Source organism: Sorangium sp. So ce128, assembly GCF_051525245.1.
Classification (GTDB): Bacteria; Myxococcota_A; Polyangia; order Polyangiales; family Polyangiaceae; genus Sorangium; species Sorangium cellulosum_B.
The window spans coordinates 11,531,626-11,554,370 of record NZ_CP150313.1 but is presented as its reverse complement, the minus strand read 5'-3'; the positions used below and the strand labels follow the sequence as shown (position 1 = coordinate 11,554,370).

At 68.7% G+C, this 22,745-nt stretch carries 22 protein-coding genes and 1 tRNA gene; 11 read left to right on the top strand and 12 right to left on the bottom strand.

The annotated features are described in order from the left end of the window. Window positions 1-57: 57 nt before the first annotated feature. Window positions 58-828 carry a hypothetical protein gene (locus tag WME82_RS43840; RefSeq protein WP_438040152.1) on the bottom strand — a complete coding sequence of 257 codons (771 nt, stop codon included), beginning with the start codon at window positions 826-828 and terminating at the stop codon, window positions 58-60. 272 nt (window positions 829-1,100) lie between these two features. Between WME82_RS43840 and WME82_RS43835 the strand changes: the two genes are divergently transcribed. Beyond that, window positions 1,101-2,081 carry an AAA family ATPase gene (locus WME82_RS43835; RefSeq protein WP_438040151.1) on the top strand — a complete coding sequence of 327 codons (981 nt, stop codon included), beginning with the start codon at window positions 1,101-1,103 and terminating at the stop codon, window positions 2,079-2,081. Between the two features lie 23 nt (window positions 2,082-2,104). Beyond that, the gene (locus WME82_RS43830) at window positions 2,105-4,558 is read left to right on the top strand and encodes a S8 family peptidase (RefSeq protein ID WP_438040150.1); all 2,454 of its coding nucleotides are present in this window, start codon (window positions 2,105-2,107) and stop codon (window positions 4,556-4,558) included. A gap of 456 nt (window positions 4,559-5,014) precedes the next feature. Here WME82_RS43830 and WME82_RS43825 read toward each other — a convergent pair whose 3' ends face one another. Then, window positions 5,015-5,884, bottom strand: coding sequence for a hypothetical protein (locus tag WME82_RS43825; protein WP_438040149.1), 870 nt, complete (start codon window positions 5,882-5,884; stop codon window positions 5,015-5,017). Between the two features lie 122 nt (window positions 5,885-6,006). Between WME82_RS43825 and WME82_RS43820 the strand changes: the two genes are divergently transcribed. Together WME82_RS43820 and WME82_RS43815 are read left to right on the top strand one after the other, a co-directional pair. Next, window positions 6,007-6,231 (top strand): helix-turn-helix transcriptional regulator, encoded by a 225-nt coding sequence (locus WME82_RS43820; RefSeq protein ID WP_438033750.1) that lies wholly within the window; start codon window positions 6,007-6,009, stop codon window positions 6,229-6,231. After that, window positions 6,228-8,021, top strand: coding sequence for a ParB/RepB/Spo0J family partition protein (locus WME82_RS43815; protein WP_438040148.1), 1,794 nt, complete (start codon window positions 6,228-6,230; stop codon window positions 8,019-8,021). Before WME82_RS43820 ends, WME82_RS43815 begins: the two co-directional genes overlap by 4 nt. 28 nt (window positions 8,022-8,049) lie before the next feature. On the opposite strand, the gene WME82_RS43810 is transcribed toward WME82_RS43815, so the two are convergent. The 3 genes from WME82_RS43810 to WME82_RS43800 are packed head-to-tail and all read right to left on the bottom strand — an operon-like array spanning window position 8,050 to window position 11,418. Then, a complete protein-coding gene (locus tag WME82_RS43810) occupies window positions 8,050-9,345 on the bottom strand; it encodes a 5-methylcytosine restriction system specificity protein McrC (RefSeq protein WP_438040147.1) in 1,296 nt (431 codons plus the stop codon). After that, on the bottom strand, window positions 9,338-11,134 hold the full coding sequence (locus WME82_RS43805) for an AAA family ATPase (RefSeq protein WP_438040146.1): 1,797 nt from the start codon (window positions 11,132-11,134) through the stop codon (window positions 9,338-9,340). Before WME82_RS43805 ends, WME82_RS43810 begins: the two co-directional genes overlap by 8 nt. Window positions 11,135-11,136: 2 nt before the next feature. Continuing rightward, complete coding sequence (locus WME82_RS43800; RefSeq protein ID WP_438040145.1) at window positions 11,137-11,418, bottom strand: hypothetical protein; 282 nt, start codon at window positions 11,416-11,418, stop codon at window positions 11,137-11,139. A gap of 324 nt (window positions 11,419-11,742) precedes the next feature. Here WME82_RS43800 and WME82_RS43795 point away from each other — a divergent pair, with 324 nt between their 5' ends. Next, window positions 11,743-12,516, top strand: a complete 774-nt coding sequence (locus WME82_RS43795) for a hypothetical protein (RefSeq protein WP_438040144.1) — start codon at window positions 11,743-11,745, stop codon at window positions 12,514-12,516. 154 nt (window positions 12,517-12,670) lie between these two features. Here the strand turns inward: WME82_RS43795 and WME82_RS43790 are convergent, their stop codons facing one another. Together WME82_RS43790 and WME82_RS43785 are read right to left on the bottom strand one after the other, a co-directional pair. Next, on the bottom strand, window positions 12,671-12,898 hold the full coding sequence (locus tag WME82_RS43790) for a hypothetical protein (RefSeq protein ID WP_438040143.1): 228 nt from the start codon (window positions 12,896-12,898) through the stop codon (window positions 12,671-12,673). A 186-nt stretch (window positions 12,899-13,084) separates the two neighbouring features. Continuing rightward, the gene (locus WME82_RS43785) at window positions 13,085-13,480 is read right to left on the bottom strand and encodes a hypothetical protein (protein WP_438040142.1); all 396 of its coding nucleotides are present in this window, start codon (window positions 13,478-13,480) and stop codon (window positions 13,085-13,087) included. Window positions 13,481-14,899: 1,419 nt separating this feature from the next. Here WME82_RS43785 and WME82_RS43780 point away from each other — a divergent pair. From WME82_RS43780 to WME82_RS43765, 4 genes are all read left to right on the top strand, one after another. Continuing rightward, the gene (locus WME82_RS43780) at window positions 14,900-15,589 is read left to right on the top strand and encodes a hypothetical protein (protein WP_438045028.1); all 690 of its coding nucleotides are present in this window, start codon (window positions 14,900-14,902) and stop codon (window positions 15,587-15,589) included. Between the two features lie 91 nt (window positions 15,590-15,680). Beyond that, on the top strand, window positions 15,681-16,004 hold the full coding sequence (locus WME82_RS43775) for a hypothetical protein (RefSeq protein ID WP_438040141.1): 324 nt from the start codon (window positions 15,681-15,683) through the stop codon (window positions 16,002-16,004). Continuing rightward, entirely contained in the window at window positions 16,001-16,315 is a 315-nt protein-coding gene (locus WME82_RS43770; protein ID WP_438040140.1) for a hypothetical protein, read from the top strand. The genes WME82_RS43775 and WME82_RS43770 overlap by 4 nt, the downstream gene beginning before the upstream one ends. Window positions 16,316-16,320: 5 nt before the next feature. After that, entirely contained in the window at window positions 16,321-17,418 is a 1,098-nt protein-coding gene (locus tag WME82_RS43765) for a tyrosine-type recombinase/integrase (RefSeq protein WP_438040139.1), read from the top strand. A 93-nt stretch (window positions 17,419-17,511) separates the two neighbouring features. On the opposite strand, the gene WME82_RS43760 is transcribed toward WME82_RS43765, so the two are convergent. The 3 genes from WME82_RS43760 to rpe form a co-directional block, all read right to left on the bottom strand. After that, window positions 17,512-17,598, bottom strand: a tRNA-Ser gene (locus WME82_RS43760). 182 nt (window positions 17,599-17,780) lie between these two features. Then, window positions 17,781-19,052, bottom strand: coding sequence for a hypothetical protein (locus WME82_RS43755; RefSeq protein ID WP_438040138.1), 1,272 nt, complete (start codon window positions 19,050-19,052; stop codon window positions 17,781-17,783). A gap of 284 nt (window positions 19,053-19,336) precedes the next feature. Then, a complete protein-coding gene (gene rpe / locus WME82_RS43750) occupies window positions 19,337-20,050 on the bottom strand; it encodes a ribulose-phosphate 3-epimerase (RefSeq protein WP_438040137.1) in 714 nt (237 codons plus the stop codon). A 175-nt stretch (window positions 20,051-20,225) separates the two neighbouring features. Here rpe and WME82_RS43745 point away from each other — a divergent pair, with 175 nt between their 5' ends. Next, a complete protein-coding gene (locus tag WME82_RS43745; protein WP_437546919.1) occupies window positions 20,226-20,660 on the top strand; it encodes an N-acetyltransferase family protein in 435 nt (144 codons plus the stop codon). A 172-nt stretch (window positions 20,661-20,832) separates the two neighbouring features. Then, complete coding sequence (locus WME82_RS43740; RefSeq protein WP_437742451.1) at window positions 20,833-21,336, top strand: cyclic nucleotide-binding domain-containing protein; 504 nt, start codon at window positions 20,833-20,835, stop codon at window positions 21,334-21,336. A 65-nt stretch (window positions 21,337-21,401) separates the two neighbouring features. Here the strand turns inward: WME82_RS43740 and WME82_RS43735 are convergent, their stop codons facing one another. Beyond that, window positions 21,402-21,884, bottom strand: coding sequence for a hypothetical protein (locus tag WME82_RS43735; RefSeq protein ID WP_438040136.1), 483 nt, complete (start codon window positions 21,882-21,884; stop codon window positions 21,402-21,404). A 155-nt stretch (window positions 21,885-22,039) separates the two neighbouring features. Further along, the gene (locus WME82_RS43730) at window positions 22,040-22,534 is read right to left on the bottom strand and encodes a hypothetical protein (protein ID WP_438040135.1); all 495 of its coding nucleotides are present in this window, start codon (window positions 22,532-22,534) and stop codon (window positions 22,040-22,042) included. Window positions 22,535-22,745: the final 211 nt, after the last annotated feature.

Sequence of the window (22,745 nt, the reverse complement as noted above, 5' to 3'; positions counted from 1 at the left end):
GGTCGCGATCCCAGGCTGCGGCGGCGAGGCAGCGCTGGCGGCGCGCCATGGCGCGGCTCAGTCCGGATCGACGAACGCGCCCTGCTCGACGAGCTTGTGGATGACCTCGGTGAGCGTCAGGTGCGTGTTGCCGTTCCAGTGCTCGTAGGCGCGGATGCTCCGCAGCTGCAGGGTCATCGCCAGGTGCATGAAGTCCGGGGTCTCTTCTTCGGGCGCGAGCGGGAAGTCTTCGACGAGCGGCACGTCGTGCCGCTCTCGCCGTCGATCCTCGTGGTACCGGTCGAGCGCACGCCGCGCCTCTGCCGGCGTCTTCGCGCCCGCGAGGTACTGCTCCATGCGCTCCTCAGTCACACGCGGATCGATCACCGTGATGTTCTGGTCGAGGTGTCGATGGAGCTGCTCGAGGTCGCCCTGCATCTCCGCCCCCTCGAAGAAGCGGTTGATCACCCGCGCGCGCCGGAGGACTGCCCCGGAACCGAGAAAGGGACCGAAGAACCGCGCGGCTGCGATGGCACGCTCGAACGAGCGGACCTCCACGATCATGCCGCCCTTCTTCGGGAAGCGGAGGGTACCGATCACCACCGAGTGCACCTCGGCCGGGAGCTCGGCGTGCGGCCGGCCGAAGGTCAACGCCTCGGCCTCCGCGGTGTAGAACCACACCCAGCAGCCACGCTCGTGGCCCTCCCTCGTGCAGCGGAGCTGTGACAGGACGCGCGTCACGAGGGGCTTGCTCGGGATCGTGTAGTACAGCCGCGCCGGCTGGAAAGGCTCACCGGTTACCGTGGCGAGAAGCAGACGATCCGTGCGCATCGGCGAGATGTCGATCATCGGCCGTGGCATCCCTCACGCGAATCCCGGCGTCTATCTCTCGTGGCGCTCGGGGCGCCCAGCATGACGCAGGACCTCTTCGGTGACGTGTAACTAAGGTGGAGGCGGGCCCGGAGGCTCGGCCTCCTTCTCTCCAACCCCCAGCTTTCCGTACTTCTCGTCTCCGGCCCTGCCGGACGCAGAGCGTCCCGGTAGAACTTGACGGAGCCAGCGCGGCCGTGGTGGCGTGCGCCGAGTAAGGTAGACTTCTTCATGCGGGAGCACGCGAAACCATGGCGACGGCGGAGCAGCTCAAGGCGCTGCTGAAGAGCTACAGCGAGGGCGACGAGGAGCGCTTCTTCGCCACCGCGATGCAGGTCGCCGCCCACGCCGCGCGGCAGGGGCACGGCAAGTTGGCCAGGGACCTGCGCGAGCTCATCGATACGGCGAAGACGAAGGGACTACCTCGGCGTGGCGAGCGGGCGCCGGTTCCGGTCGTGCAGCCGCGCGGTGAGCTCGCCGGACTGCTCTCCGTCAGCTATCCGAAGACGCGCCTCTCGGACATGGTCCTGGAGCCGAAGCTCCACGCCCGCCTCGAGCGCATCCTCCTCGAGCAGCGCCAGCGCGAGAAGCTCCTCACGCACGGCCTCACCCCGCGGCGCAAGATCCTTCTCGTCGGGCCTCCCGGGACAGGGAAGACGCTCACCGCCCGCGCCCTCGCGGGTGAGCTCTCGCAGCCGCTCTTCGCGATCCTCCTCGACGGCATCATCACGAAGTTCATGGGCGAGACGGCCGCGAAGCTCCGGCTCGTCTTCGATGCGCTCCAGCGCACGCGCGGCGTCTACCTCTTCGACGAGTTCGACGCGCTCGGAAGCCATCGAACGTCGCAGAACGACGTGGGCGAGATCCGGCGGGTGCTGAACTCGTTCCTCCAGTTCCTCGAGCAGGACGAGTCGGAGAGCCTCATCATCGCCGCGACGAACCACCCCGAGCTCCTCGACCGCGCCCTCTTTCGCCGGTTCGACGACGTGCTCGAGTACAGCCTGCCCGACGACGAGCTGGCCGAACAGATGCTGCGCTCGCGGCTGGCGTTGCTGGACACGGAGCGCGTCGACTGGGCGCAGGTGGTGAGCGCTGCACGGGGCTCGAGCTACGCCGAGATCGTTCGAGTGTGCGAGGACGCTGCGAAGGACGCGGTGCTGAACGATCGCACCGAGGTGACGACGCAGGACATTCTTGATGCGCTCGCCGCACGGCCCTCCAGCCGTGCGTGATGCGCGGGTGACGACGCGGGGGTATGGCGACCAAGGAGATCGATCGACGGAGGCACCTGCTCCTCACCGGCACGTCCGCGGCGGAGCCGTATACGTCCCCCCAGCAAGGCGGCGGTGAGACGCGTTTGCCCCCCGTCGATCCAGCACATCACGGCAACGCGCTGAAGAAGCAGCTCGAGCGGGTCAGAAAGGACCTGAGAGCGCGAGATACGCGACACGACGCCATCGCCGTGGAAGCGCGACGGGGCGTCTACCTGGAGTTCGCCAGTGCTTCCGGCTTCGATTTGGCCTTGCAGAGCCTTGAGGATAGGCGCGCAGGCGTCGAGCTCGCCGCCACGCGAACCCAGACCGGCGTGACCTACGCGACGGTGTACGTGCCCAGCGGGCAGCTCGGCTACTTCGAGAAGAAGGTCGAGGAGTACCTCACCAAGACCACAAAGAAGTCGGGGAACCCGAAGAACAAGCCGCTCATCGAGAGCATCGCGGAGATCCGACTCGCGGTGCTCGAGGGGTTCTGGACCGACGACCCCGCGCTGTTCCCTCCTGCTGGAAAGGCGATCTGCTGGGAGGTCTGGCTGCGCGGGGAGGGTGACGACTTGCTGGCGCGCTTCCGCGAGTACGCGCAGAAGGTGAAGCTCCAGGTCGGGGACGAGCAGCTCAGGTTCCCCGATCGCCTTATCGTCCTCGCCTACGGCACGCGCGAGCAGATGACCGGATCCATCGAGCTGCTCGATGTCATCGCAGAGCTTCGACTCGCGAAGGAGGTGCCGACCAGCTTCGTGCGGATGAACGTGATCGAGCAGGAAGGCTGGGCCAAGGATCTCAAGGACCGGATCACCGCGCCCTCGCCGGATGCGCCCGCCGTCTGCATCGTCGACACCGGCGTCAACGCCGGGCACCCGCTGCTCGAGCCCGCCTTGCGGAAGGGTGACCTGCACGCCTACGATCCTTCGTGGGGCGTGCACGATGATGACGGCCACGGTACAGGGATGGCCGGGATCGCGCTCCACGGGGACCTCGCTGAGGCGCTGCTCTCATCCTCGCCGGTGGCGCTCACCCACCGGCTCGAGTCGGTGAAGATCCTTCACAAGGGGGCCGCGAACCCGCCGAAGCTGTACGGTGCGATCACGGCCGAGGGCGTTGCCCGCGCCGAGATCGCGGCTCCGCAGCGCAAGCGCGCGATCTCCATGGCTATCACGGCGACGGACTTCCGCGATCGAGGTCAGCCCTCGTCGTGGTCTGCCGAGATCGACAAGCTCTGCTCGGGGATGGACGACGACAACCCGCGCCTCTTTGTCGTCTCTGCCGGGAACATCCGTGTGGCCCCGGGTATGGACTACCGGTCGCGGAACGAGAGCGAGGGCATCCACGATCCCGGGCAGGCATGGAACGCCCTCACGGTGGGCGCCTACACGGAGCGCACGCGCATCACCGAGCCCGTCTTCAACGGCTGGAGCCCCATCGCGCGCCCTGGGGACCTGTCGCCGAGCAGTACGACCTCGTGCATCTGGCAGTCGCAGTGGCCGATCAAGCCGGAGATCGTAATGGAGGGCGGGAACATGGCGCTGAGCCCCGACGGCAAGGACGCCGATTTCCCCGACTCGCTCTCGCTGCTCACCACGCACTACCAACCCTTCGTCAAGCTGTTCACCGTAACCGGTGAGACGAGCGCCGCCAGCGCCGGCGCCTCGCGCGTCGGCGCGGTGATCTGGGCGCAGTACCCCGACTTCTGGCCGGAGACGATCCGCGCGCTCCTGGTCCACACCGCCGAATGGACGCCTCGGATGCGCGAGGAGATCAACGCTACCCGATCGAGGCGGCGCGACATGGAGCACCTCCTCCGCTGCTTCGGGTTCGGCGTCCCGAACCTGGAACGCGCCCTCTGGAGCGCGGGGAACGCGCTGACGCTCGTCGTGCAAGACGAGCTCCGGCCGTTCGAGCGTGACAAGAGCAACGAAATGCGCCTCCACACACTGCCGTGGCCGAAGCAGGCCCTCTTGGACCTCAGCAGTGTGGAGGTCGAGCTGCGCGTGACGCTCTCCTACTTCATCGAGCCGAACCCCGCACGTCGAGGCTGGGAGCGCCGGCATCGCTACGCATCGCACGGCCTGCGGTTCGCCGTGCAGAAGGCGAATGAGGAGCCTGATGATCTGCGGAAGCGTGTCAACAAGGCGGCGCGCGACGGTGACGAGACGATCGACTCCGGCGACGCAGGGTGGCTGCTCGGCCCGACCTTGCGCGAGAAGGGATCCGTCCATCACGACCGCTGGAAGGGTACGGCAGCGGATCTCGCAAGCCGGAAGAGCATCGCGGTCTGCCCGGTCATCGGCTGGTGGCGGGAGCGGCATCAGCTCGGGCGCTGGAAGAAGGCGGCGCGGTACGCGCTCATCGTGAGCATCCGGACGCCAGAGACAGGGGTGGATATCTACGAGCCGGTGGCGAACCAGGTGAAGGTCGCGACCGCCGTGCCGGTCTGAGTCATCGCGTTCGGATGGCTGTAGGACAGCACTTTGACTACAGGCGCCGCCTCCCTCGACGGGATCAGACAGATCTCGCTATTTTGCTGCAGGGGCGGCCAGATGAAGACATCTGAATTTCGTGCGCGATGTAAACATCAATCCGCTTTGGATTTGCGACGACGATAAAATCAAAGGGCTATAGCTTGCGGTTACGCAGCCCAAGGAGCGCAAGAGCAAAGCGCAGGCAAAGTCGCCCGCGTCTCGCCGCTTCCAGTCGAGCAGAATGCTACTGGCGGGGAGAACCTCCGGCGCGGTGTTGCCCGCGGCGTCGCCCGTGGCCGAGGTAGCAACCTCCGCGGCGGTGCCCGGACGGAAGCCGCGGTGGAACGGTGGGTGGCCGTTGCCCATGCGGTCGGCGTAGCGCTGAACGCCGACGCGCTTCCCGCAATGATCGATGGTGCCCTTGCGGGGCGATCACAGGTCGGTCGGCTCGGCCTGGGGCTCCACGAGCCTGTCCGCCAGTTCGCGCAACCACTTCGCAACCATCGCGCGACGATCCTTCTCATCCCAGTGCATGAACATCTCGGTGACGCCGGAGAAGCCCTGGTCCATGTGACGGACCGCGTAGTCGAGCAGGTGGAAGGGAGAGCGCGGATCATAGCCGTACACAAGACCCGCTTCCTTGGGCAACCGCACCGTCCCTTGGGCCTGCTCCCGGCCTTTGAGGGCGCTCACGTGACCCTGCATGGTCCGAACGCGGGCGGAGGTCACCTTCACTTTCACCATGGCAGCAAGGATGTGCTCCAACCGCCCTTCGGTTCCTCGCAGCTTCGTGATCGCGGCCTCTACGAGCGCGTGCCGCTGTGCATCATCGATCGGGAGACCCGCAAGTTCGAACTGCTGCTCGATGTACTTGGCAAGCTCGTCCTTGAACGTTGCCGAGCCCTGCTCCTTGTCCTTAATGAACTCGCGAATGTTCAGCGCCACCTGGGCCGCTCGGATCTGTCTGACCAGATCCCACCGCTTGTCCCGGTACTGGAGGATCTCGTTCACCAGCCGGCGCAGGACCTCTCGCGTCCCCACGGTGTACCAAACCGTTCGCTGCGCATCGCGCTCTTCCTGCACGGCCATCCCGTTCGGCCCGGAGATCAGCTCGTACTCGAGCGCCATCCGGAGCAGCTCCATCGCGGCTTCCGCGACCGTCTCCTGGGAGAGCGCGCCGTTCCCGTCCTGGTGCCCGCGCTGCTCCCGGTGATCCGCGCGCCGGGATGCGGCGCCTGATCCGCCCCTCGCGCCTGGCCCGCCCCTGCTGGGCTTGGTCGATGAGCCGTCTTCGTTGCGCATCTCGGGTCGTCCTGCCTCCTCGCAGCCCCCGCAACGTACATGCATCCCATTGCGGGAAGCCAGCGCCCGCAACGTGAGAAACGTCGGTCATCCGGGCCGGTCATCGGCTCGAGGAGGAAGGCATGGCTGACGACGAAGTAATGGACTACGGGGCGGCGGCCGCGTTCACCGGCCTCGCGCAAGGCACCGTACGCGCGATGGTCTGCCGCCGGCAGATCCCTCACCTTCGGCTCGGGCCGCGTCTCGTCCGCTTCCGCCGGAGCGACCTGGAGGGGTGGCTGCGCGAGCGGCTGGTCTTGCCGCGCCCGACGGCCGCGGAGGCGCCGCGGAAGGGGGGCTCCCGGTGACCCACGCGTCCTACGAGACCTGCGCGGCGCTCCGCGCGATGCTGGAGGGGAAGCTGGCCGCCGTCCCCGACGCGGACCAGCCGCGGATCGCAGCGTTCCTGCAAGCCATGGCGGGGTACGAGATGGATCGAGACCAGGGTTGTCCCCGAGACGATCTGGCGCGCGAGCTGGACGTCGTCGAGGAGCTGCGGCTGGTCGCGCTCGACGAGCTCGGCGGGCTCGTCGAGCGCGGGCTGCTTCCCCAAGCGGTACTCTTCTCGGCGTTGCCGAGCCCCCAAAGCGCGCAGTCCCTCGGCGCTGCTTCCGCGTTTGACGCCGTGGCGACCGCACTCGCCGTCGCCTGCTCGAAGGCCGTGCAGGTTATACGCGATGAGGGCGACGATCGGGAGAAAGTGCTGCTCTCGGCCTTCGACGACGCGTTCCAGGACTGGAACACGAGCCAACACGATCCCTTCACGGGCGCCCGTGAGGTCGCCTACCAGAAGCTGGATGCTGCGACGCGCGATCTGCTCCAAGTTATCGAGCAACGCAGTCGAGGGCCGTCCACGGTCGCTGCGTCCAGCGGACAGGGGCCCGCACTCACTACACCGGCGAGCCACAAGTTAGGGAGCGCCGCCATGGCGACCGGTCCGGCGATGGCCATGCCCGTGCGCGCACGCATCCGCCATCGAGGTACGTCGATGCACATGGAGGTCGTGGCACCGCACTCGCTCCGCCCGCACTACAGGAACCGCGATCTCTTCCCGCCCGAGTCCGAGAACCAGGACAGGTACCAAGCGCTCCTGCAACACATCCGCGAGCACGGAGTGCAACGCGCGCTGCTGGTGACAGGAGAGCGATGCGCCTCCCCGTCGGGCACCATCCTCGGAGGACATCGACGCCATCGCGCGGCCCTCGAGGGAGGGCTCCCGGAAGTTCCTGTCATCATCCACGATGACCTCAGCGCCACCGACGAGCACCTGGCCATGCTCCTCGACAACCACGCAGACCAGCACGGGCGCAAATTGACGCCCAAGCAGAAGGCCGAGCTCGAGAGGCGGCTCACCGAAGCGCTCAGGGTGGGCCGGGGGAGGCGGACCGATCTGGTCGCCTCGGTCAAAAATAACCAAGGTTCCGCCACTCCACCGGCAAACGCGACCGGCAAGCCGATGACGACGCGGAACAGGGTCGCGTCCGAGACCGGGACCTCCGAGAGCGCTGTGGCCGCTCGGCAGGTGATATTCTCCTCCCCGATCTCGACACCGGCTTTGCAGGACGCCGTCGACACCGGAAAGATCAAACTAAACCCGGCGGCATCGATCGTACGCGCTGTCCAGCGCGACCCCGAGGTCCACGCGGCGCTGAGGGCGGTCACGTCGGGCGAGGGCATGGCGGCGGCGCTGGCCGTTCTGGAAGACGCGAGGCGCCAGGTCGACGCCGCGCTGCAGACGCAGGTCTCCACGCCGCGGAGAAAGAGATCGCCTCCCGCATCAGCGAAGGGGACCCCCACGCCGGCCACGAAGCCGGGGGCTGCACCGGCAAGCCGGCCTGCAACGCCGTCGCCGCCACGCAGGATCCACGTCGGCCCGGCGCCCGAGCCCGTCCTGCAGGCCTTCGAGCGCCTGGCTACGGAGTTCGAGGCGCTGGCCGATCAGTACTCGTCTGTCGCGGCGAAGTACCTGCACCGGCTCACGATGGTGGTGGTGGAGCGAGCCAACTCCGACGCCTCGGCGGTGCTGGACGCCTGGCACCGGGGCATCCCGCCCAGGCACAGGGTTGAGGCACTGACGTGTGCTGAGGCGCCGAGGTAAATGCGATCACCTCGACGACCACGGTCCCTTACCCGCCGCCGCACGCTCGCCTTCTCAATAGGTCTACAGCGGTCTCGGCGTCCGTCGGCAGCGCGACGAACCCGAGACGCTGGCCGCTCCCAAACCGCCATGGCCCCTCCGCGACGACCTCGGGAGGCGAAGCGTCTCCGTCCGCTGGATACACCAGCAGTGCCTCGCCACCATCGTTCGCGAACCGCGAGAGGTATGCTCCCACCTGGTACAGATCCTCTCGCTCCACTCCGTGGGGTCGAGCTCCCCTCGGCCTCAAAGACTTGTACTTCGCATCGACGATGAGTACGCCGTCCGGCAGGCGGAGGAGCGCGTCCGGCTTGAGCCACCCCAGCGTCTTATTGCCGCTCTCGCTCGTCAGCAGCCAGTCGTTCGCCTCGACGTCATGGGTCCCGTGCAACACATCGAACTCCGGGTGCGCGGCTCGGAGACACGCGATGACGAAGAGCTCCCATATCTCGGCGACGTCGAGCAGCACCCCCGTGGCACCGCCATCCGGGGTGGTCTCGTGAAACAACCCGCGGTGGCGCGCGATCCGCATCGAGAGGCGGACGGCCGTGTGGTACCCGGCGGTGATCGGCGTGTACCGGACGCGGTCGATTTCCCCCTGGAGAGGCGGCCCGGCCGTCAGCGGCATGGCCGAAAGCATGTGGTCGACGAGATCCTGTGCCCGCTCGGCGATGACCTTGCCGAGCTGCGCGTTCCCGACCCAGCGCCTCAGGGCGGCGTATCCCGCCACGATCGCCTGCACCACCGCGTTCTCGAGCGAGCGGGAGCGCTGTACGGACGACAGGCCGGGGCGTCCGGCCACCCGCTCCCGCACGGTGCGCTGCACATCCAGCCGACCGCGCAGCATGGGACCGTGGTGCATGGTGTCCTGCCGGAGCGCAGGCAAGCCGTGGCGTCCGGCGGTGACGAGGGCCCGTGACCAGAGCCTCGCGAGGAGCTGGGGGAGGAATGCGTCGTGATCGTCCAGCTCGCCCGACACCTCGGTGAAGGTGAGGTTCAACGCGTGCTCGATCCATTGCTCGAGGACTGCCATCCCGAAGCGCGGCCGGATGCGAAGCATGCGCCCCTCGAAGCGGATCGCGCCGACGTACCGGCCGCACCACCAGGAACCGTCGCACTCGCAGTACACGACCGGGTCGTCGTGCTCACGGGCGCCGTCGCCGAAGCCGATCACGTGCGCCTCGGGGACCACCACCTGAGCCAGCCTCGCGAGCCATGCGGCCGTCTCCGGGTCCGGGCTCGGCCAAAGGATCGGCGAGCAGTCCTTCGCGTCGACGTCACTCATCGACGTCGGCCAGCATGGTGAGGAACGCCTTCTCCAGGCGGCCGAGCTCTTGGGCTCGAGGGACCGCCTCGAGGCCGCGCAGATACGCATCCAGGAGAGGCTTCAGCGACAGGCTCCACAGCCTAGATACGGGGCTCTCGGGCTTGCCGCTCTTCCACAGAAAAGTCCGCTTCCTTTTGGTCCCCGCGAGCTCCTCTTGCAAGAAGCTCACAACATCGAAGAAGTAAGTGTGACCGATCTCGTACTCTTCGCCGAGCACCTTGCTCTTGTGAATGGCGGCGTTGAGCGCGGCGGCGGCGGCGCCGAGGCGCTCGAAGTCCTTCCCGACCGTGTCCCAGTCGTAGCCCTTCATCGGGTGATCGTTCCACCTCCGCTTGCAAACCTCGACGAGGGCCTGCCGGTTGAACCCGCAGCGCTGCCAGAGGAAGCGGCGCCGGAGCGCGAAGTCGACCTGCTCGATGGACTGGTCGATGAGATTCATGGTCCCAATGACATAGAGATCGTCCGGCAGCTTCAGAGTGAGCGCCTTCCCTTGCCCGTCGAGCCCTGGCAGCGGAATGGCCGTGCCGCGATCCTCAAGCAGCGAGAAGCATTCGCCGAGGAGGCGGCTGAGATCGGCGCGGTTCATCTCGTCGAGGAGGAGCACGTGGGGAAGCATGGCTACCGGACCGCCGACCTTGCGCTCGTCCTCGATGTCCTGCACCAGCTTCGGGAGCAGGCCGAGGCGGTACTCGGTCTTCCCGCCCTCGCCGACGTGCAGGCCGCGGATGAAGTCCTCGTAGCTGTACCCAGGGTGAAGCTGGACGCGGTGGAAGTGCGTCCCGATGACCTGCTGGACGGCTCTCTCGTTCTGGAAGTACCAGGCCGCGCCGAGCTTCTGGAGCGCCGCCGAGCGGATGAGGGTTGCGGCGAGCGCCTTCGCCTGGTGCGTCTTGCCCGTCCCCGGCGGGCCGTAGAGGACAATCTGCTTCTTGTAGAGGAGGGCGTCGCTCGCGCCCGGCTCGTCGTCGTCGTCGTCCGGGTTCCACGCGGCGGCGAGCGGCGGCTGGTAGAAGTCGAGCGTCTGTCCGGGAAGCTCTTTCTCAAGGCTCCTTCGAATCGAGAGGATTTTATCGTCGAGGTCGTCGAGGCCTGGACCGGCAAGATCCCGGAAGGCCCACGCAATGCGCCGCTTGTGGGTGCTGCTGGCAATCCGCTCGAAGTCGTCCGGGTAGATCAGGTGCAAGAGCATGTGGCGGAACTGACGGGACCCGGCGTCCTCTACGTCGTCGACCAGCTCGCGAAACGCCCCCGCATTCGAGAACAGCGTGGTGTGCACCGGGTTGTCCATGCTCTTGAGCTTCAGGGCGAAGTTGATGAGGAACCAGAGCTCGTTGGGGCGGCGCGAGTTGTAGCCCTGCCCCCCGCTGCCGACACCTCGATCGAGCGCCGCCATTGCGGGATGCTTGTCGTCCGCGGGGTCGCCGGCCCAGGAGAGCACGGTGCTCACCAGGCGCCTCTTGGTGGCGCCCGTGACGCTCGACGGGAAGAGGAAGTGGACGAGCAGGACCTCGGCGGCCAAGCGCTTGACGTCCGTCTTGGAATCCGCGAGCTGGTCATGGAATTTCGCCATGAAGGCTCGCTTGCTAGTGTCCTTGGTGTCGACGAAGACACGATGAAGCTCTTTGAGGTTTTCGAGCGTCCAGAGGCGGCCTCCCTCGAAGAGGAGGGAACCGTCGGCCTGAAGACAGGTGGTCTTGAAGCGTGCGGCGATGTCGTAGATTCCCTTGGCGGGCGCGAAGCGGGCCATGGTCAGGCTCCCTGGAGCTCGTGGAAGGGCTGCCGGATCGTGGCGCCTGGCGCGCCCCGCTCGCGGAGCCGGTTGATCAGCGTAGCCTGGTTGTCCTCGGGCGACGTGTCCAGCCCGAGGCGCGCGGCGGCGTGCTGGGCGAGGAGTTCGCCGAGCTGCCACCGCTTCACCAGGCGGGTGTTCGGACCCTCGGCGAAGTAGCGCTCCGTGTGCATGCCGAGCACGACGCAGCGAGGATCCTGATGGGCGCGGAAGGCGAAGTTGGGCGGGACGGCGGGAGACATGCGGTCGGCTCGCAGTTCGGCAGAGGGACCGTCCATGGAACACGAGTCCGGGGGCGAGCGGTCGTAGAACGATGCCGTGCCTGACCGTGTCGCGCCCGGAGCCGGCGTTCAGGTGCACGCGGTCGGCGGGGCAGCACCTCGGTCAAAAATGACCGAGGTCGTCCGCCGCTCCCGTCGGGCTCAAGGAGCCCCGACCCGCGGGGATAAGAGAAGGGAGGGCTCCCCTCGTTCTCGCTGAACCGGTCGACCGCGCCCCGCGCCGCGCACTTGTCGCGCATCACGTGGGCCACGGGCCTCCGTTTGCGCGCCGTACGGAGGGCCACCGTGACGATGAACATCCCGAGTGATCTGCACCGCGCCTTCGAGGACAAGATCAAGCGCGGCATCTTCAACCCCGTCGCCCGACTTCTTCCGGAGCAGGTCCGTGAAGACCGACTGCAAGACGCGATCGCGCAGACCTGGGCCATGTACGAGCGCTACGCCGAGCGCGACGAGCTGCTCGACGATGCGATCTTGATCCACTCCTGCGGCCTGCGGGCGACGGACGCGAGCCGGTACTACGTTCCCTGCGACTGGTACCAGCGGAAGCGCGACGTCTTCGACCTGCGCAACTTCATGCACGGGCGTGTCGAGGTGCTGCGCTTCGGCGACTTCGCCGCCGAGGATGAGCATCGCGGCCCCGACGAGGACGAGGCGCCGGTCGGCTTCAGCCTCGCCGAAGCGACCAGCAACAACCCCACGCAGCGGATCCTGTCCGCGATCAACCTCATCGCCTGGCTCGCGGAGCTCCCCGCGGACGACCGGCGGATGCTCGAGCTGCGCGCCGCCGGGTTCGATCTTGGTGAAATCGCCAACGAGCTCGGCTCGTCGACGTTCGCCATCTGCCGGCGAATCAAGGAGCTCGGCGAGGACCTGGCCAGGCACACCGACCTGACGGGTGCCGTTCATCGCCCGCAGTTGAAGCCCACGACGATGCACGAGGAGGTGCAACCGGACAGCGGCGTCCGACCGAGGGTGCGCGGCCGGTTCAACAAGTCGCAGGCCCCCATCTCCAGCACCAAGGGCATGTCGATCCGGCGGGGCCGGCGGGCGGCGTGATGCCGCGGGACGGGCCCATGCCCGTTCCTCTAGCCCCGAATCGCCTGCGCGACAGCGGGCACGCGGATCTCGGCGGCTCTCCACCGATCGGGTCGGGACCGCGAAACGGCATCCTGCGTGGAGACGCTCAGGACACGTTGAAACATGCTGGAGGCTAAAACGAGGGAGACCCCTCGTCGAGCGCCGCAGCGCTCATCTCCGGATGTCCGACGTCGTACAGGAGGATCTCCACGACGCTCGGGCGAGGGGCCGAGGCGAGCAGCAGTGCCCTGGCCTCTTCCGGCCGCTGGGCAAAGGGGTCGGCAGCCGGCGAGGTTGTATCCGGCGTCAATCCCGCGGAGGTGATCGCGGTCGGCTCCCCGTGTGCGACGGTGCCGGGCATGTTGGTCCATTTTAACTCGAGAGCAAGGCTTCGACATCATGGCCAAGACGATGCCACTGTACCCGCTTGGGATGTTTCAGGTCAGGGCGTGAGCCATCACGCTGTGTGGGCTTGACTTCCACGGCACCCCCGGGCGGTGGCGTCCGGCTCATGCGAGAAGCGCGTGAGGTGCCTGCCGGTGCACGGTCATGGCGTCCGGGCGTACTTGCCCGTGCCGTGCATCTTCTCGGCGGCGTCCGCGCACCTCTTCAAGATCTCAAGCGCCTCGTCGGACGCGGAAGAAGCGGGAGCGACCAGCAGCAGCGCGCCCGGACGAGCGGCCGTTCTCACGCCGTCGGCCATGCCATGCAGCGAGGCGGGATGGCATCGCTCGAGGCCGGCCCTGAGCGAGCCGCCCCCGAGTTCGTTCATCCGTCGCGCCCCCTCGCTGAGCACGTCGTCCCCGAGAGTCAGCTGGGCGGCTCTCGTCAGCGCGTCGTTGTCCGTGAGCGTCAGCTGGGCGGCTCTCGTCAGCGCGTCGTTGTCCCTCGTGGGCTGGCTCGGCGGCATCTTGGTCGCCCTATCCATCTTGATGTCCGTCATGATGTCCTCCTTCGCGAACTGGTAGGTGGCTAGATAGCCAACCACAAATCAAACGATATGGAAAGCACTACCACCGAGGTCGTGTCTACCTGGAGTTGTTGAGCTCGACATCCTCGGCCGAGTTGGTGGTCGTCTGCGGCATAACGTCCGTCGCGTCATTGCCGTACCTTCCTGATGTCGACTTGACGTCGAGCTCGGCCCCGATCGTCGCCGAGGGTATCTCTTCGTTCCTGTGATCATGTGCTCCGACAAAATAGCCATGATCGGGTCGGCATTGTTCTTCGGGTGCCCCGCTGGAATCGGAAGGATGGCCTTCGCACCGAGCTCCTTGAGGTGGCGTAGACGAGTGATGGCCGGCGTCGTCCCTCCGGCCGCTGCCAGCAGTGCCAGGATCGGGCGTCCCACGAGCCTCAAGCCCTCGGCCTACCCCGCAGATCCTCGATCTGCTGAAACGCCTTGCAGGGTGGGGGCGTCAGCGCCGCGAGCATCTCCAGCAGCAAACGGACGCAGCAGTGCACGTGCGAACATCGGAGCCATCCCGCTTCCTCGCCCTGTCGGGCCAGGAAGACGAAGGGATGCTCGACGGGTCGAGCCGGGTGCCCACTCCAAAGTCCTTCAGCGGCCCACCCGTCGGCGAAGGCGAGCACCTCCGTCATGGGCCAAGGTTCGTCGGCCGAGGTGCGAGGCCGCCGTGAGGATTTTTCGCAGTGGTTACCTGCAGTTACAGCGATTCATCTCCCACCAGCGCAGCGAGGTACGGGACGTAGAGCCGGGCCGTGGAGCCGAGGGGAAACCGCTCGCGGTCGCGTTTTTGTGGTCGGCGAACGGCAAGAAAAACTGCCGATCCCCGATGCCACCATAGGGACGGTGAATGGAGGTGCTCACCAGATGCTCGACGGCCGCCTGCGCTTCTTCAGCTAAAAAATCCATTTATTCCCAACACTTACATGGGTGGTTCGGTAGAACGCACGATCGTCCGGGGGTTGAATCCCGAGAGCAGGATCCGGGGCCCCGGGTCGCCACGTCGCCGTCATCATGGGAACCGAGTGCTGTAGCGTAGGGCGTGTGTGTCCGGTGAGTTCGCCGAAGGAGCGCGCTGCTGATCGATGACCTCCCGGCCACCGGGTTGACCCACAGCATCCCGGCAGGACACGGACCGTTCGCCGCTTGGTTGCCGTTGCTTGCGGCATCCCCCGCCCGCCCCGCGCCGGACGCACGGCAGTTGCGCATGAACTACCCGCGCCGGTGATCGGTGTCGAGCATGCCCCTCGTGTGCTTGAGCGCGACGAGATCGCGGTCGCTGAAGCCCCGGACCGTGCCGCGCCCGTACGCGACAGCACAGCTCGCAAGGTCCACGAGACCGACGCCCGAACGGGAGTCATCAAGGGGCGGCCGCGCGTAAGCTACGGCTGGGTCACGATGAGCCCGAAGCGAGCCACACGAAAGAACAAGCGGGAGCGGTTCTCCAACAAGGAGAAGCTCCTCGCGCAGCTCCTTCCGCAGTGCGAGAGCGAGTACGAGAAGGCGTTCGGTCATCCCTGGAACGCCGGTCGCATGGCTCGGGTCGAGGCCCTCACGCAGCGATGGAAGGTCGAGGCGGAAGCCTGGAGCGTGATGTACGAGTTCCGGAAGGCCGCGGCCAAGGCCCTGGAGTTCTTCGAGAGCGCTGGGCTCGAGTCGAAGCGGCCGGACTACGGGCTCTTCTACGCTTACAGGCTGAACAAGCTCGTGAAGCAGCGCCGACCCTTCCTCCAGTCGCTCGTGAACGATGTCCGGGAGGACTACGAGAGGCCGCCCGACAGGCGGCACTGGCTCGTCTGGACCATGAACTTCGCCAAGCCGAACGCGTTCGCGAAGCTGCCCGAGGATCTCCCCTACGGCCGGGAGCTCTCGAACCGCGAGCTCGCGATCCTGAGCATCCTGATGACCGACGGCGAGGAGGTTTTCCTCCAGACCGGCATGACCGTCGGCGGTGCGATCGAGCAGGAGTTGCGACGGATGGCGAAGGCAGCGGAGCGGGCGCCGCTACGTCTGAAGAGGGTGAGCTCGGGTTACGTGAGCGCGCCGCCCTCCGACGAAGAGGACAGCGCGGGCGACGAGTCTGAGTGAGCCCTGCCGGGATCTGTGGGGCACCCCACGGAACAGTTCGCGCGCGTACGGTTCCGTAGCTCGCGAATCTCCGGTCGCTAGCTTCGAGAGCATGAGCCAAGGGGCAAAGGATATCGGCCTTTCGGCCGAGGAGCGGCGTACGCTGCACGCCCTCATCGAGGAGTTCGGCGAGCGTGCCGTCCTGACCGAGCTGAACGTGTCGCGCCAAGCACTGGGCCGGGCGCTCGCCGGCCTCAGCGTCCGCCGCGGCACCATCGCGCTCGTGCGCGCCGGCCTCGCCTCGCCGAACCTCCGCGCCAAGAGCGAGGAGCCCAAGGACGCGATCCACCTGGTCGGCAGCGCGGCGCCGCCGGGAGACGACTCGGTCACGGCGAGCCAGACGGAGCGCTCGATGGGCTCGCGGAGGTCGCCGTGAGCAGCAACTCGTCCGCCAGCACCCTCCCGGGTCTTCGGGGCTGGGTCTGCATCAGGACCGCGGCCGAGTTCCTCGGCAAGTCACCGGACGCGCTCCGCCGGAGCATCGAGCGCCACGTCGTCCGCGGCCCCGACGGCGCGCTGGAGGCGAACATCGACGGCGTCCGCGCCCGTAAGTTCTCGGGCCGCTGGCGCGTGAAGCTCAGCGCCGCATGGCTCGCCGACACCGGGAGCGACGACAAGAACCACGGCGCCCCCTGTGCTACTTCTTCGCCTCGTCCCAGGCACGCGGTCCGGCCGGAAAGGAGCTGACCGGCATGACCGTGCGGCGAGACCCCCGGCGCCCCGGGCGCCCCTGGATCATTGACTTTTCGTACAAGGACGCGCGCACCGGCGAGAAGAAGCGGTACTTCAGGAACGCTACCCTGCAGACCGCGGACGGTGCGCGGAAGGAGGAGCGGCGGCTGCTCGCGACCATCGCGGAGAAGGGCTACCTCCCCGACCAGGTGGACGTAGCGGAGCCCAAGCCGCCGAAGCCCGAGATGACCTTCTGCGAGGCCGTCGAGCTGTACAAGGCGACGCTCGCGCCGAAGCTCAAGCCCTCGACGCACATCGGGTACATGAAGAACGTCGACGCGTACCTGCTGCCGCGCTTCGGATCGTGGCCGCTCAGCAAGATCGACAAGGCGGTCGTGACGGCGTTCGACCTCGAGCTCGCGCGGGAGAACCTCTCGGCGTCGACGCGGAACAACATCGTCATCCCGCTGCGCACGATCATCGGCAACGCGGTCGAGCTCGGCCACCACGACAAGAAGCCGGACTTCCCCAGGCTGAACCGGGTGAAGTCGAAGGTGTACGAGCCGCCCTCGCCCGAGATGGTCGACGCCGTGGTGGCCGCGGCGGCCCCGCACGTCCGTCCTGCGATCGCCCTCGCAGCCTACGCCGGCCTACGTGCCGGCGAAGTGCGGGGCCTCCGCTGGTGCGACGTGAACCTGGGCACCGATCTGCTCTTCGTTCGGCAGGCCATCACCTGCGGCCAGGTAGTCGCACCGAAGTCCGGGCACGAGCGGGGCATCCCCATCGCGCCCGCGCTGAAGGAGATCCTCGTCGAGGCCAGCAAGAGGCCGCACAAGCCCACCGCCCCGGTGGCCCCCTCGGGCAAGGGGACGCCGTGGACCGAGGGCGGCCTGCGGCACGCCTTCAAGCGTGCGCTCGCCAAGGCGCAGGTGCCGGCCACCCGGCTCCACGCCCTGCGGCACTTCTTCATCACGGAGTGCTTCAAGGGCGGCGCCTCGGCTCCGACCGTGCAGCAGCTCGCCGGCCACCTGCACCTCTCGGTCACCCAGCGCTACGCGCACACCAACGACAACCTGAAGAAGGACGCGGTGCAGGTCTTCACCCGGCGGTCGGCGTAGCCTCGGCGTCGCCATGTGAATGGCGTGTGAATGGCTCCGGGAGGCTCACCAGGGAGCGCTCGAGCTCCTCGACGAAATCCTCAATGGTTTCAGCGGAGGAGAAGGGATTCGAACCCCTGGTTGAGTTGCCCCAACGGCGGTTTTCAAAACCGCTGCCTTCGACCGCTCGGCCACTCCTCCAAACATCCAGAACGACTCGCTTTTCTGCCTCTTCTACCGCCCCCTGTCAACGCCGCCCTGAGAACCCGCCCCCCTACCCTACCCTGCTCCGGGCCGCCCCTGAGCTCTCCAGCCCCAGCCCCGCCGCTTCCGTCCCCAACCGGCATCTCTTCCCGCCCCCACCGCCCTTCGCCCCCTGCCCCTTACTTCTCCCTCCCCACCGCCGCCCCCGCCAGCGCCCCGGCGCCCTGCACCCCCGCCCCGCCCTTCATCACCTCCGCCAGCCACTTCCCCGCCCCCGCGCACGTCCCCGCCGCGCTGACCTCCCCTCCCCCGCGCCTCGCGTACGGCCCTGCCACGATCGCCACGTCGCTCCCTCGCGCCGTCCACGCGATCGGCCCGAGCGACGGCCGCCGCCTGCACACCTTCCCGAAGCGGCGCTCGATCACCTTCCCCGCCTCTGCCGCGTCGCCCGCGCTGTCGAACCGCAGCCGCCACGCGAGCGCGAACTCTCTCCGCGACGGGTCTTCCGGGTCGTCCCGCCGCACCACCGCGAACCGATCCCCGCCCCACCCCGCCGCCGCGCCGATCGCCGCATCGCGGTGGGCATACGCCCCGAACGCGATGCGCAGCGCCTGCTCGCCCATCACGTCGTCGAAGACGACGCGGAACCCCGGGCCCAGCGCCGCGGCCGTCGGGACCGCCACCGCGACGGCGGGCTCGCGCGCGGCGAGCTTCTCGGGATGGAGCAGCTGCTCGGTGGTCTCCGGCAGCGCGCGCCAGACCGCATCCACCGAAGCCCACCCGCCCTCCCGGCGCAGCGCCTGCACGAACGCGAAGCCGTCCGTGTACGGGGCGCCCAGCGACTCCTGCAGCACGAGCGGCGTGTCGCCCACGGACGACAGCGCCGTCGACATCGCCACGAGCCTGCGGAGCATCGACTCGTCGACCTGGAACGCGGAGCCGACCAGCACGTCGAACATCGCGCTCATCGCCTCGCCCTCGACGAGCGCGTGTGTGGCCGCCAGGCGATCGCTGTCGCCGAGCTTGAAATCGAGCAGCCTCCCCAGCGAGAAGCTCTGGTCCTGGAGCGCGTGGACGAGCTCGTGCGCCAGCGTCTCCTCGGCCTCGGCCTCGCTGAGATCGTCGACGAGGTACATCGTCGCGTCCTCCGGCTCGTAGAAGCCCGCGATGCGGCCCTCGAGCAGGCGGTACATCCCGGCGGTGAAGTCGTAGTCGGCCGGGATGAGCTCGAGCGCCGCGAGCACCTCGCGCTGGTGATCGAGCACGCCCTCGGGGATCTCTCGCTCCACGTGCGCGCGGACCCGCTCCAGGATCTGCCCGCGGGCGAGCACGCGGCTCCGCACCTCGCGGCGGACCGGCAGGCCCCGCGCCTTCGCCACGCGTGCGAGCACGCGCGCGATCTCGCCGTCGGTCAGGCGAGCCGCGTCCTCGTCGAGCTCGCCCGCATCCACCGGGCCTGCGCCCCCAGCCGGCCTAGGCGCGGCTGACGCCGCAGGGAGCGTCGCAGTCGAGGCCTGCGCTCGCGGCGGCGCCGCAGGCGCGGCCGTCGGCGCGCACCCGGCGAGCACAGCCGCCCCGACCAACCCGACCAGCCCAACCCCCCCAACCGGCGCCGCCGCGAGCGCCCCCGCCGCGAACGCCGCACCGCGCCAGCGGCCGCGCTTTAACGTCGCGCTCATCGCGCCCAACACACAGCGCCCCTGACCCGCCGCGGCAGCGTCCTCGACGCGCCGGGTCACGACGGCTCCCTGGCGGGCGTGCGGAGCGCGCGGATCGCCTCGGCATACCGCGCGACGCGCATATCGAATGGCAGATCCTCGCCCCGCGCCACCGCGCCGAACACCGCCGAGCCCGCGACGAGCGCCCGCGCCCCGGCGGCGATGACCTGCCCGGCGGTCGACGGGGCGACGCCGCCGTCGACCTCGAGCGCGATGTCCAGGCCTGCCTGGTCGATCGTCTGGCGCAGGCTCTGCAGCTTGGTGAGCGCCCCCGGGATGAACCGCTGGCCGCCGAACCCGGGGTTGACGCTCATCACCAGCACCAGATCGATATCCGCCATCACGTGCCGGATCGACTCCTCCGGCGTGTGGGGGTTCAGCACGACGCCAGGGCTCGCGCCTGCGTCCCTGATCTGCTGGAGCGTCCGGTGCAGGTGAGGCGACGCCTCGACGTGGACCGAGATGCGATCGGCGCCGGCGGACGCGAACTCCGCGACGTAGCGCTCGGGCTCGACGATCATCAGGTGGACATCGAGGGGAAGACGCGTCGCGGCGCGAACCGCGCGAACGACGAGCGGCCCGATCGTGATGTTTGGCACAAACCGGCCATCCATCACGTCAACGTGGATCCAGTCGGCGCCAGCGGCCTCAGCGGCCCGTACTTCCTCCGCGAGACGACCGAAGTCAGCCGACAGGATCGACGGAGCGACGATGATTTTCTCGTGACGCACAGGGGTAGCGCTAGCAGGCGTGACGCGCGGCGGCTAGCCGAGCATCCACGAGCGCGCTTACGGGGAGGCCGGCGCGGCTGCTAGGCTGCGCAGGTCTTCGCGATGCGTTCGTGTCGTGCGCGCGGACGCTGCAGATCGAAGGCTGGGGATCCGAACCGTTCGAGTGAGGTGATGCATGGAGACACGGCCGCTGACGAAGCCCGACTACGACCGGATCGTGGGCGAGATCGATCGGTGGTGGGCAGGCCCAACCAGCGCGCTCGCGCACCCGATCTTCTTCTACGAGCTCGGCAGGCTCGCGCGCGTCGTCGAGGATCGCGGGCTGCTCGTCGGCTTCTTGCTCGGGTTCAGGTGCCCGGACGCGGCCATCGGGTACGTGCACCTCGTCGGCATTCACCCGGACTATCGCCGCCGCGGCGTCGGCAGGATGCTCTACGCGGCGTTCGAGGAGGACTGCCGCCGCGAGGGCTGCCGGCAGCTCAAGGCGATCACGACGCTGGGCAACGAGGGCTCGGTGCGCTTCCACGCCGCGGTCGGCTGGTCGGCGGCCGAGATCGAGGACTACGCCGGGCCTGGGCGTCCGCGGATCGTGTTCACCAAGGACCTCTAGTGCGGATCGCGCGGAGCACGGGCGTGTTGCGGCGTACGCTCTCGACGGGGTACATCTGCTCGGGACCGCGAGGTGGAGCGATGCGAGAAGGCGGGCATGTTCGCGACGTGGTGGTGGGCGTTGTCGGGTCAGCCGGCAGGACGGTCGCCGCGGGCGCCCTCGGTGCATCCAGGTGAGCCATAACCCTTCGCTGATCACGCAGCTGCGCGAGATCGGGCTGTTCGGAGGCCTGGGCGATCACGTCCTCCAGGGCCTCGCCGACACCCTGGAGCTGCTCGATCTGGAGCCGGGCGCCGTCGCCTTTCGCGAGGGCGACAGCGGCCGCGAGATGTTCGTGCTGCTCTCGGGGGAGATGGAAGTGCTCAAGCGGTCGAAGCGCGACGTCGAGGCGCGCATCGCGGTCCTCGGGCCGAACGACTGGTTCGGCGAGATGTCGATCCTCGACGTGATGCCCCGCTCGGCGACCGTCCGGGCGATCGCCCCGTCGCGCTTGCTGCGCGTCACCGCGCACGATCTCGACGCCCTCTACCGGCGCGATCTCAAGTCGTACACGCTGCTGGTGCTGAACGTCGCGCGCGAGATGTCGCGCCGCCTTCGCGTGGCGGACAGCCTGCTCGCCGAGCTGGTAGCGAACATGCTCGACGAGTACGCGCGGCCGCGGCGACCCGGGATCTGAGCCGGCGCCGCCGCGTCAGTCGACGTCGAGCGCTCTGCCCGCGGGTGCCGGGCCCATCGGTCGCCTCATCCGCCGTCTGGACCGATCGCTCCACCAGCGCCGGCTTCGCCGCCCGCGCCGCCTGCACCACCGCCGCCGGCGTCGCCACCGTCGCCGGCTTCGCCGTCCGCGCCGCCCACACCACCAGCGCCGCCTTCGCCGCCTTCGCCGCCCGCAGCACCGTCGTCGGCTTTGCCACCCGCGCCGCCCGCACCACCGGCGCCGGCAGGGCTGGTCGGTTCGCCACCCGTGCTGGTTGAACCGGTGCTGTTACCGGCCCCAGTCGAACCGGCGCCGCTCGAAACGGGCGCGTCTGGCAGGAGGCCACCGCCGCCCGCGCCGTCGTCTTCGCCGGGATCGCCGGCGGCGACGCCCCCTCCTGCGCCGGTCGCGCCGAGGTCTTCGCAATCACCGCACCCGATGCCCCCCTCAGCGGGAGGCTCCGGTTGTGGATTGAACACACAGCCCGCAAGGACGACCCCGAACACAAGGACGACAAGCTGGCGCATAAGCTCCCTCCTCATAGCACCCTGCGCATCTCCCTGCCCGCTTGTGCGGCGCCCTCGTCCGCGGGAATGCTGCGTCGAGCGCGATCCGTCGGCTGCTTCTCGCTCGCTCTTACCGCCGGGCCGACGCCGCCGTCAGGCCCGGGCCGCTTGCTCCTTCAGCCGCATTCCACGGCTCCGGCGCCTCCAGCGCCGCCCACACCGCAGGGCTCGCCGCCCGCGCCGCCCTGGCCGCCCGCGCCGCCCTGGCCGCCCGCGCCGCCCTGGCCGCCCGCGCCGCCCTGGCCGCCCGCGCCGCCCTGGCCGCCCGCGCCGCCCTGGCCGCCCGCGCCGCCCTGGCCGTCCGCGCCGCCTTGGCCGCCCGCGCCGCCCTCGCCCCCTCCAGCACCGCCCTGAGCGCCCGCGCCACCCTGGCCGCCCGCCGCGCCCCCATCGCCACTGCCGCCCGCGCCCGTGGTCTCCCCGCTGCCAGCGCTGGTCCCTGCCGCCGTGTTGCCGGCGCCCATGCCACCCGAACCTGAACCGCCGACCGCCGCACCGGTCGACGATGACCCGGAGGGATAGGGATCCCTGTCATCGAACGGCGGTTCAGGCTGCGGGTTGAACGAGCATCCAACCGCGAGGAGCAGGGGGAGGAACAGCAGGCTTCGCATGGCGGGTACGCCGAGTATGGCAATCAACATGCCACGTGAAAATAGCCAGAAAGCGCCTTGCTCGGTCCGCCGTCGACGCGGTGCTCAGGCACACTCTGGCACGCCGCTCGGGCGGTTGGATCCGGCACTTCCCTCCGCGCCACGACCCGCGCGGACCCTCCGCTGCGGGTGTCCCCCTGGTGTCCACGGCGGCAGCTCGCGGTATCGTGCG

Excerpts from the sequence above, each read along its gene's own strand:
- WME82_RS43840 (WP_438040152.1), bottom strand. The coding sequence starts at position 828 with ATGATCGACATCTCGCCGATGCGCACGGATCGTCTGCTTCTCGCCACG.
- WME82_RS43835 (WP_438040151.1), top strand. The coding sequence starts at position 1,101 with ATGGCGACGGCGGAGCAGCTCAAGGCGCTGCTGAAGAGCTACAGCGAG.
- WME82_RS43830 (WP_438040150.1), top strand. The coding sequence starts at position 2,105 with ATGGCGACCAAGGAGATCGATCGACGGAGGCACCTGCTCCTCACCGGC.
- WME82_RS43825 (WP_438040149.1), bottom strand. The coding sequence starts at position 5,884 with ATGCGCAACGAAGACGGCTCATCGACCAAGCCCAGCAGGGGCGGGCCA.
- WME82_RS43820 (WP_438033750.1), top strand. The coding sequence starts at position 6,007 with ATGGCTGACGACGAAGTAATGGACTACGGGGCGGCGGCCGCGTTCACC.
- WME82_RS43810 (WP_438040147.1), bottom strand. The coding sequence starts at position 9,345 with ATGAGTGACGTCGACGCGAAGGACTGCTCGCCGATCCTTTGGCCGAGC.
- WME82_RS43805 (WP_438040146.1), bottom strand. The coding sequence starts at position 11,134 with ATGGCCCGCTTCGCGCCCGCCAAGGGAATCTACGACATCGCCGCACGC.
- WME82_RS43800 (WP_438040145.1), bottom strand. The coding sequence starts at position 11,418 with ATGTCTCCCGCCGTCCCGCCCAACTTCGCCTTCCGCGCCCATCAGGAT.
- WME82_RS43790 (WP_438040143.1), bottom strand. The coding sequence starts at position 12,898 with ATGCCCGGCACCGTCGCACACGGGGAGCCGACCGCGATCACCTCCGCG.
- WME82_RS43785 (WP_438040142.1), bottom strand. The coding sequence starts at position 13,480 with ATGACGGACATCAAGATGGATAGGGCGACCAAGATGCCGCCGAGCCAG.
- WME82_RS43780 (WP_438045028.1), top strand. The coding sequence starts at position 14,900 with ATGAGCCCGAAGCGAGCCACACGAAAGAACAAGCGGGAGCGGTTCTCC.
- WME82_RS43775 (WP_438040141.1), top strand. The coding sequence starts at position 15,681 with ATGAGCCAAGGGGCAAAGGATATCGGCCTTTCGGCCGAGGAGCGGCGT.
- WME82_RS43765 (WP_438040139.1), top strand. The coding sequence starts at position 16,321 with ATGACCGTGCGGCGAGACCCCCGGCGCCCCGGGCGCCCCTGGATCATT.
- WME82_RS43745 (WP_437546919.1), top strand. The coding sequence starts at position 20,226 with ATGGAGACACGGCCGCTGACGAAGCCCGACTACGACCGGATCGTGGGC.
- WME82_RS43735 (WP_438040136.1), bottom strand. The coding sequence starts at position 21,884 with ATGCGCCAGCTTGTCGTCCTTGTGTTCGGGGTCGTCCTTGCGGGCTGT.
- WME82_RS43730 (WP_438040135.1), bottom strand. The coding sequence starts at position 22,534 with ATGCGAAGCCTGCTGTTCCTCCCCCTGCTCCTCGCGGTTGGATGCTCG.